General features: G+C 36.7%; 4 protein-coding genes. All 4 read left to right on the top strand.

Annotated elements, in window-relative coordinates; translation table 11 throughout:
- The first annotated feature begins 150 nt into the window (after positions 1-150).
- The 4 genes from J5G60_RS15120 to J5G60_RS15105 all read left to right on the top strand — a co-directional run bounded on the left by J5G60_RS15120 (position 151) and on the right by J5G60_RS15105 (position 7,008).
- Positions 151-1,869, top strand: coding sequence for an ABC transporter ATP-binding protein (locus tag J5G60_RS15120; protein WP_150356588.1), 1,719 nt, complete (start codon positions 151-153; stop codon positions 1,867-1,869).
- Positions 1,870-1,872: 3 nt separating this feature from the next.
- On the top strand, positions 1,873-3,735 hold the full coding sequence (locus J5G60_RS15115) for an ABC transporter ATP-binding protein (protein ID WP_190972186.1): 1,863 nt from the start codon (positions 1,873-1,875) through the stop codon (positions 3,733-3,735).
- Between the two features lie 321 nt (positions 3,736-4,056).
- Positions 4,057-4,959, top strand: a complete 903-nt coding sequence (locus tag J5G60_RS15110; protein WP_150356587.1) for a dihydrodipicolinate synthase family protein — start codon at positions 4,057-4,059, stop codon at positions 4,957-4,959.
- A gap of 75 nt (positions 4,960-5,034) precedes the next feature.
- Entirely contained in the window at positions 5,035-7,008 is a 1,974-nt protein-coding gene (locus J5G60_RS15105; RefSeq protein ID WP_150356586.1) for a YjhG/YagF family D-xylonate dehydratase, read from the top strand.
- Positions 7,009-7,092 lie beyond the last annotated feature (84 nt).

The following is a 7,092-nucleotide window of genomic DNA, read 5'->3' as shown; positions in this document are numbered from 1 at the left end:
ATATCAGTGTTATATGGTATAGTAATATTATAATAACATAATTTATGATTTGATTTATAATAATTTTGTGTATATGTTTTTAATTTTAATGTCAACTGGCGAGAAACCGCCCGTATCTTTGATTAAATAAATTCTTAGGGGTGTATATACTTGAAATTTATGAAAAAATATATAGATAAGTATTGGAAAGGATTTTCCCTCGCGATAGTATGCCTTACGGTAGAGGCGTTATGCGATCTTATGCAGCCTACAATAATGTCTGATATAGTGGATATAGGTGTAGCATATAGAGATGCGGATTATATAATCAGAAACGGTCTGATAATGCTTGGAATTACTGCCATTGGAGCCTTGGGAGCTTCAGGACGCAATATATTGTCTGGAACTGTGTCGCAGAATTTTAGTGCAGATCTGAGGGAGGATTTATTTAAAAAAGTTCAGGGATTCTCTTTTGAGAGCATTGACAAATTTGAGAGAAGCTCTCTTATAACACGGCTTACAAATGATGTAACTCAAATCCAGAACTTTGTGAATGGACTTATGAGAATAGCTGTGAAGGCACCTATTCTATGTGTGGGAAGCATAATTATGGCATCCAGACTGAATTTGCGTCTTTCGGTGGTAATTTTTGCTGCAATATCTATTGTAGCAGTGTTGATATTTTTAAATGTGAATATTGGGTATCCGTATTTTATAAAAGTCCAGCAGGCCTTAGACAAGGTAAACTCAGTAATGAGGGAATACCTGTCTGGAGTAAGAGTTGTAAAGGCATTTAACAGATCAGATTATGAAAATAAAAGATTTAAAGGTTTCAATGAAGAGCTCGGGACATTATCAACCAGGGCAATGAGGGTTGTATCCATATTTTCCCCGGGCATAAATTTGGTAATAAATTTGGGAATAGTATCTGTGCTCTGGATTGGGGGAATATACGTGAACAGAGGCACCATGAAGGTGGGGCAGATAATTGCATTTACAAATTATATGACACAGATATTGTATTCAATTATGATCATATCTGCAGTTTTTAATACATTTGTGAGATTTAAAGCCTCTGCCAGCAGGATCTCTAAGGTGTTTGAAGAAAGAAGCAGCTTTAGCTCCAACAATTCTATTTTAAATATTGATAAAGCGGGTAAAATAGAATTTGAAAATGTAAGTTTTGCTTATGCCAATGGCCACCGGATTATTGAAAATATAAGTTTTACCTGTATTCCAGGAGAGACCCTGGGAATTATAGGAGCCACAGGATCAGGTAAGAGCACTTTGGTAAGCCTAATTCCCAGATTCTATGACGTTACTTCTGGAATTATAAAAATTGGTGGAGTGGATATAAAAAATATAGATGAAAAGATATTGAGGAATAAAATAGCTCTTGTGCCGCAAGAGACTGTATTGTTTACAGGAAGTGTGCTTGAGAATATAAGATGGGGAAAAGAAGATGCTTCTCTAGAAGAGGTTAGGGAAGCTGCTCAAGCTGCGGAAGTGGATGAATTTATTTCAAAATTTCCAGAAAAATATGATACAAAGCTTGGACAGGGAGGAGTAAATTTTTCAGGAGGACAAAAACAGAGGGTCTCTATAGCCAGGGCACTTATAAAAAAGCCTGAGGTGCTCATACTTGATGATTGTACTAGTGCGGTAGATGCATCTACGGAAGTAAAAATTAGAAAAAAATTAAAAAAATATTCGGATAACCTTACCTGTATAATAATTGCGCAAAAAATATCTTCTGTTATGTCTGCAGATAAAATAATTGTTTTGGACAGTGGAAAACTGGTAGGTATTGGGAGACATGAGGAACTTATAAAGAACTGTCAGGTATATAAAGATATATTTTTGTCCCAGGTTGGAAGGGAGAAGTTATGATATATGGATAAAAAATTTAAATATGACAAAAGCAGTATCAGAATGCCTCTTGGACCAAGGAGAGGTGTAAAAGGTAAAGGCAGCATTAAGCCAGTTGAAAAGCCTAAAAATTTTAGGAAGACTTTGTTCAGATTGTGGAGATATTTTGGAAGTGAAAGAAGACTTCTAATTATAATTTTTATATTTGTGATACTGGATTCCATAGTGTCGTTTTTAGGACCTTATTTCATAGGGAAATCTATTGATGCCATGTCCTCAGGATTGAAGGTAAGAGTGGACTTCGGCCTGCTGTTTATGATGGTCATGCTGCTTTTATTCACATATATACTAGATGGAGTGCTGACTTTTTTTCAAAGCTGGCTTATAGCTGGAACAGCCCAAAGAATAATAATAAGACTCAGGGAAAATTTATTTAATAAGCTTCAGAAGCTTCCAATATCTTTTTTTGACAGAAATACCCATGGGGAGATAATGAGCAGGCTCACCAATGATATAGAAAATGTGAGTTCTACCATATCGCAGTCTACCACCCAGCTCATGTCATCAGTGGTGACAGTATTTGGATCTTTTGTAATGATGCTTGTTTTGAGCCCTATTATGACTTTTGTGAGCCTTATTACAGTTCCACTGGTGTTTTTACTTACCAAGAGTATAGCAAAGAATACAAGTAAATTATTTAAGACTCAGCAGATAGAACTTGGGAAATTGAATGGTCATATAGAGGAATCCATATCAGGACTTCAGGTAATAAAAGCTTTTAACCATGAAGAAAAAATCATAGAGAAATTTAATCTAATGAATCGTAGGTTGTGTAAAGTGGGATTAAAGGCCCAAATACTGTCCGGGTTTTTAATGCCAATTATGAATGTCATAAACAATATAGGATTTGCTGCAGTAGCCGGAGTTGGTGGGATTTTAGCTGTAAAGGATATTATAACCGTAGGAGTTATAGCCAGCTTCTTAAGCTATTCAAGGCAATTTACCAGACCCCTAAATAGTATAGCAAGTATATTTAATACCCTCCAGTCAGCTGTTGCAGGTGCGGAAAGAGTATTTGAAATATTGGATGAGGAAGAGGAATTAAAGGATACATCTGGAGCGAAAATACTTGAAGATTGTAAAGGCCGTATTGTTTTTGAAAATGTATGTTTTAGATATAGGGAAGATGTCGAGGTATTGAAGAATATAAATCTTGAAATAAATCCAGGTACCAGTGTAGCTTTGGTTGGGCCTACAGGAGCAGGTAAAACCACTATCGTAAATCTGCTAAATAGGTTCTACGACGTATCCAGCGGGAGAATTTTTATTGATGGGGTGGACATCAGAGATTATACCAGGGACAGCCTTAGAAAATGCTTTGGTATAGTTCTTCAGGATACCTATCTTTTTACAGGCACCATATTTGAGAACATCAGATATGGTAATCTGGATGCAGATTATTCTCAAGTAAAAAAAGTTGCGGAATCAGTAGGTGCAGATAAATTTATTGAAAAGCTTCCAGAAGGATACAATACTATGATTCAAGAGGGAGGAAGCAATTTAAGCCAGGGCGAAAGGCAGATAATATCCATAGCAAGGGCTGTACTTTCAAATCCTTCTATACTTATTTTAGATGAAGCTACCAGCAGTATAGATACTAGAACGGAGATTGGGATACAGAAAGCTATGTTTAAACTTATGGAGGATAGGACTAGCTTTATTATTGCCCATAGGCTCAGCACTATAAAGTATTCTGATATCATAATGGTTATAAAAGATGGTAGAATAGTGGAACTTGGAAATCATAAGGATTTAATAGATAGAAAAGGTGTATATTATAATATGTATTACAACCAGATTGTCTCAAGCAGCTCTCAGGGTTCATAAGTAAATCTGGATAAAACAGGGTATTATCCTGAGATATAGTCGAAAATTAGAAATCCCGTATATTTAAGACAGATAAAAGGGCAGAGGACTGCTCTTTTTAATTTTTGCAAAAAATACTGAATTATTATCTTGACATCATAAAAAATTGTGATAATATTAATTATGATATTCGTATAAACAAATTAGTTTTGTATATGCGAACAAAATAAAGAAGAATTAGCTTTATCAATTGTCAAATTGCCGATACGAGCAGCAGGATATAGCTATTACAAAATAAGCTTTGAATTTAATCTAAAATTTTTATTGAAGGAGAGATAACACGTGAAAAAGGCTAAATTTTTAACTCCTGTAATTACTGCATTTGATGCTGAGGGAAATTTAGATGTCCAGGCAAATAAAAATGTTTATGACTATCTTATTGACTCAGGTATAGATGGTTTAGTTGTTATGGGCAGTACAGGTGAATTCTATGCAATGTCTATTGAACAGAGGAAAGAATTGATTGATCTTGTTGTTCCCTATGTAAATAAGAGAACAAAGACTATTATTGGTACAGGCTGTATGACAATAGAAGATACAATTGAACTTTCCAATTACGCTATTGGTGTTGGAGCGGATGCTGTTATTGTTGTTAGTCCGTATTATTTTGGTTTAACGGATGCAAATTTGGATTTTTACTATGGAGAAATCGCAAAAGCTGTAAAGGGTAATATTTATTTATATAATTTTCCTGACAGAACAGGATATGATCTATCACCGGAATTTACACTTAATTTGTTGAGAAAACATGGCAATATTGTCGGATATAAAGATACGGTATCAGAAATGGGACATACTAGAAAGCTGATCAAAACCGTACAGAATGAATTTCCTGGATTTGAGGTATTTTCAGGATTTGATGAAAATTTTGTCCATAATATTCTTGTAGGTGGAAGCGGTTGCATTAGTGCACTTTCAAATCTTTATCCAGAGATTTTTGTAAATTGGGTGAAATCGGTTAATAATAAAAATATCGCTAAAATAGCTGAAATTCAAAATTGTGTTGATAAAATGTCAGAATTATATGAGATAAGCCAGTGTTTTATTCCTATTCTAAAGAAAGCAATGATGTTTAAAGGTTTAGATATTAAAGACTACTGTAAAACTCCTTTTCTTCAGGCAGATGAAAAGCAAACCAATGCAATTAAGGAACTGATGGAAGAGGTAGATCATATAATCTCATAAAAATTGCTACTTAGCCATATGTTTTGTTAATTAAGTTATCAAAATAATTTTAATTATAGAGAGGAAGGGTTAATTGTGTCATTAAAATCAATTTTTGGTGAAGAAAAAGCAGCTTTGTATAAAATTCACACTCATGCAGAAGGGCCTAAGGGTTCGCTTCCACTTACTCCGGAATTGTTGAAAAAATTACCTAGCGGTAATGTATTCGGAATGACTTTAAGTGCCGGTATGGGATGGGAGCCATCTAAACTCTTGGGTGGTGACGTGCTGATACTCAGCAATCAAGGTGGTGTTCGTGATAATGACGGTACTCCGATAGCTTTAGGATTACACACAGGTCACTTTGAATTGGGATTGCAGGTAAGAGCGGCATCTGAAGAGATCAAGAAACTTGGAGGCGTTCCTTATGCTGCATACGTAACAGATCCATGTGACGGACGCAGCCAGGGTACAACAGGAATGTTTGATTCTCTGCCTTATCGTAATGATGCGGCAATAGTACTGCGACGTTTAATTCGTTCACTGCCGACACGACGTGCAATAATTGGTGTAGCTTCATGTGATAAAGGACTGCCTTCCATGATGATGGCGCTGGTGTCTATGCATGATTTGCCAGCTATCATTGTTCCTGGTGGTGCAACACTTCAACCTATAAAAGGGGAAGATGCAGGAACTATTCAAACTATTGGAGTTAGATTTGCCAACAATGAGCTTTCATTTGAGGATGCCTGCCGATTGGGATGCAAAGCTTGTGCTTCTGCAGGCGGTGGATGCCAGTTCTTGGGAACAGCTGGTACTTCACAGGTTATTGCCGAAGCATTGGGAATAGCGTTGACTCACTCTGCTTTATCACCTTCAGGTCAGCCGATATGGGAAGAAATTGCTAAGCAGTCAGCTAGGGCAGTTTTGGATATGGCTGATAATGGAATAACTACCAGGGATATTGTTACAGATAAAGCTATTGAAAATGCCATGGTGGTTCATGCTGCTTTTGGTGGATCGACGAACTTGCTCCTTCATCTGCCTGCAATTGCACATGCTGCCGGTTGTAAAATTCCAACTGTAAAAGACTGGGCAAGGGTTAATAGGGAAGTTCCCCGTTTAGTAAGTGTTCTTCCTATGGGACCGGTTAATTACCCAACAGTTTGCGCATTTTTAGCAGGAGGAGTTCCTGAAGTTATGCTTCATTTAAGAAAACTTGGACTTTTGCATGAAGACGTTCTTACCGTTACAGGGGAAACACTTGGAGCTAATCTTGATTGGTGGGAAAAATCTGAAAGACGTGTACAGTGTAGAAAACGTTTGGTTGAAGTAGATGGATTTGATCCTGATGAAATTATAATGAGCCCAAGCAGGGCAAAAGAAAGGGGATTGACATCAACAGTAACTTTTCCTATGGGAAATATTGCTCCTCAAGGTTCGGTGGTAAAATCAACAGCTATTGATCCATCTGTTATAGATGATGATGGAGTATTTAGACACACTGGAAAAGCTAAGGTTTTCACCTCTGAAAAATCAGCTATTAAAGCGCTTAAAGATGTTGGAAAGATCAAGGCTGGAGATATAATGGTTGTCATGGGTGGAGGTCCGATGGGAACAGGTATGGAGGAGACATATCAGTTGACATCTGCTTTAAAACATCTGTCTTTTGGTAAACATGTTTCCTTGATCACAGATGCACGTTTTTCCGGTGTTTCTACAGGTGCTTGTTTTGGTCATGTAGGTCCTGAGGCATTGGCAGGAGGCCCTCTTGGGAAGCTTCGTGATGGAGATGTTATTGAAATTATAGTTGACACCAATAAGCTTGAGGGATCGATTAATTTTATTGGAACTGAGGATAAAAAACTTTCTTATGAAGAAGCAGCCAAAGTACTAGAAGCACGTGAACCTAATCCAGATCTTGAGCCTGATCCAGATCTTCCAGATGATACAAAACTATGGGCGGCACTTCAGTCTGTCAGCGGTGGAACCTGGAGTGGAAGCGTATATGATGTAGATAAAATTATTAAAGTTATTGAAGAAGGCAAAAAAGCGATGGATAAGCAATAATTATTTAAATTTTAAGGGGGAATGATTATGAATGACAATATAAATTCCTTAATTGTAGACAAAAAAGATAATGTGGCTGTGGCT

This window comes from Clostridium sp. HV4-5-A1G (genome assembly GCF_900184915.1).
GTDB classification, from domain to species: Bacteria; Bacillota; Clostridia; order Clostridiales; family Clostridiaceae; genus Clostridium_B; species Clostridium_B aromativorans.
This window is presented reverse-complemented; position numbering and strand designations above follow the sequence as displayed.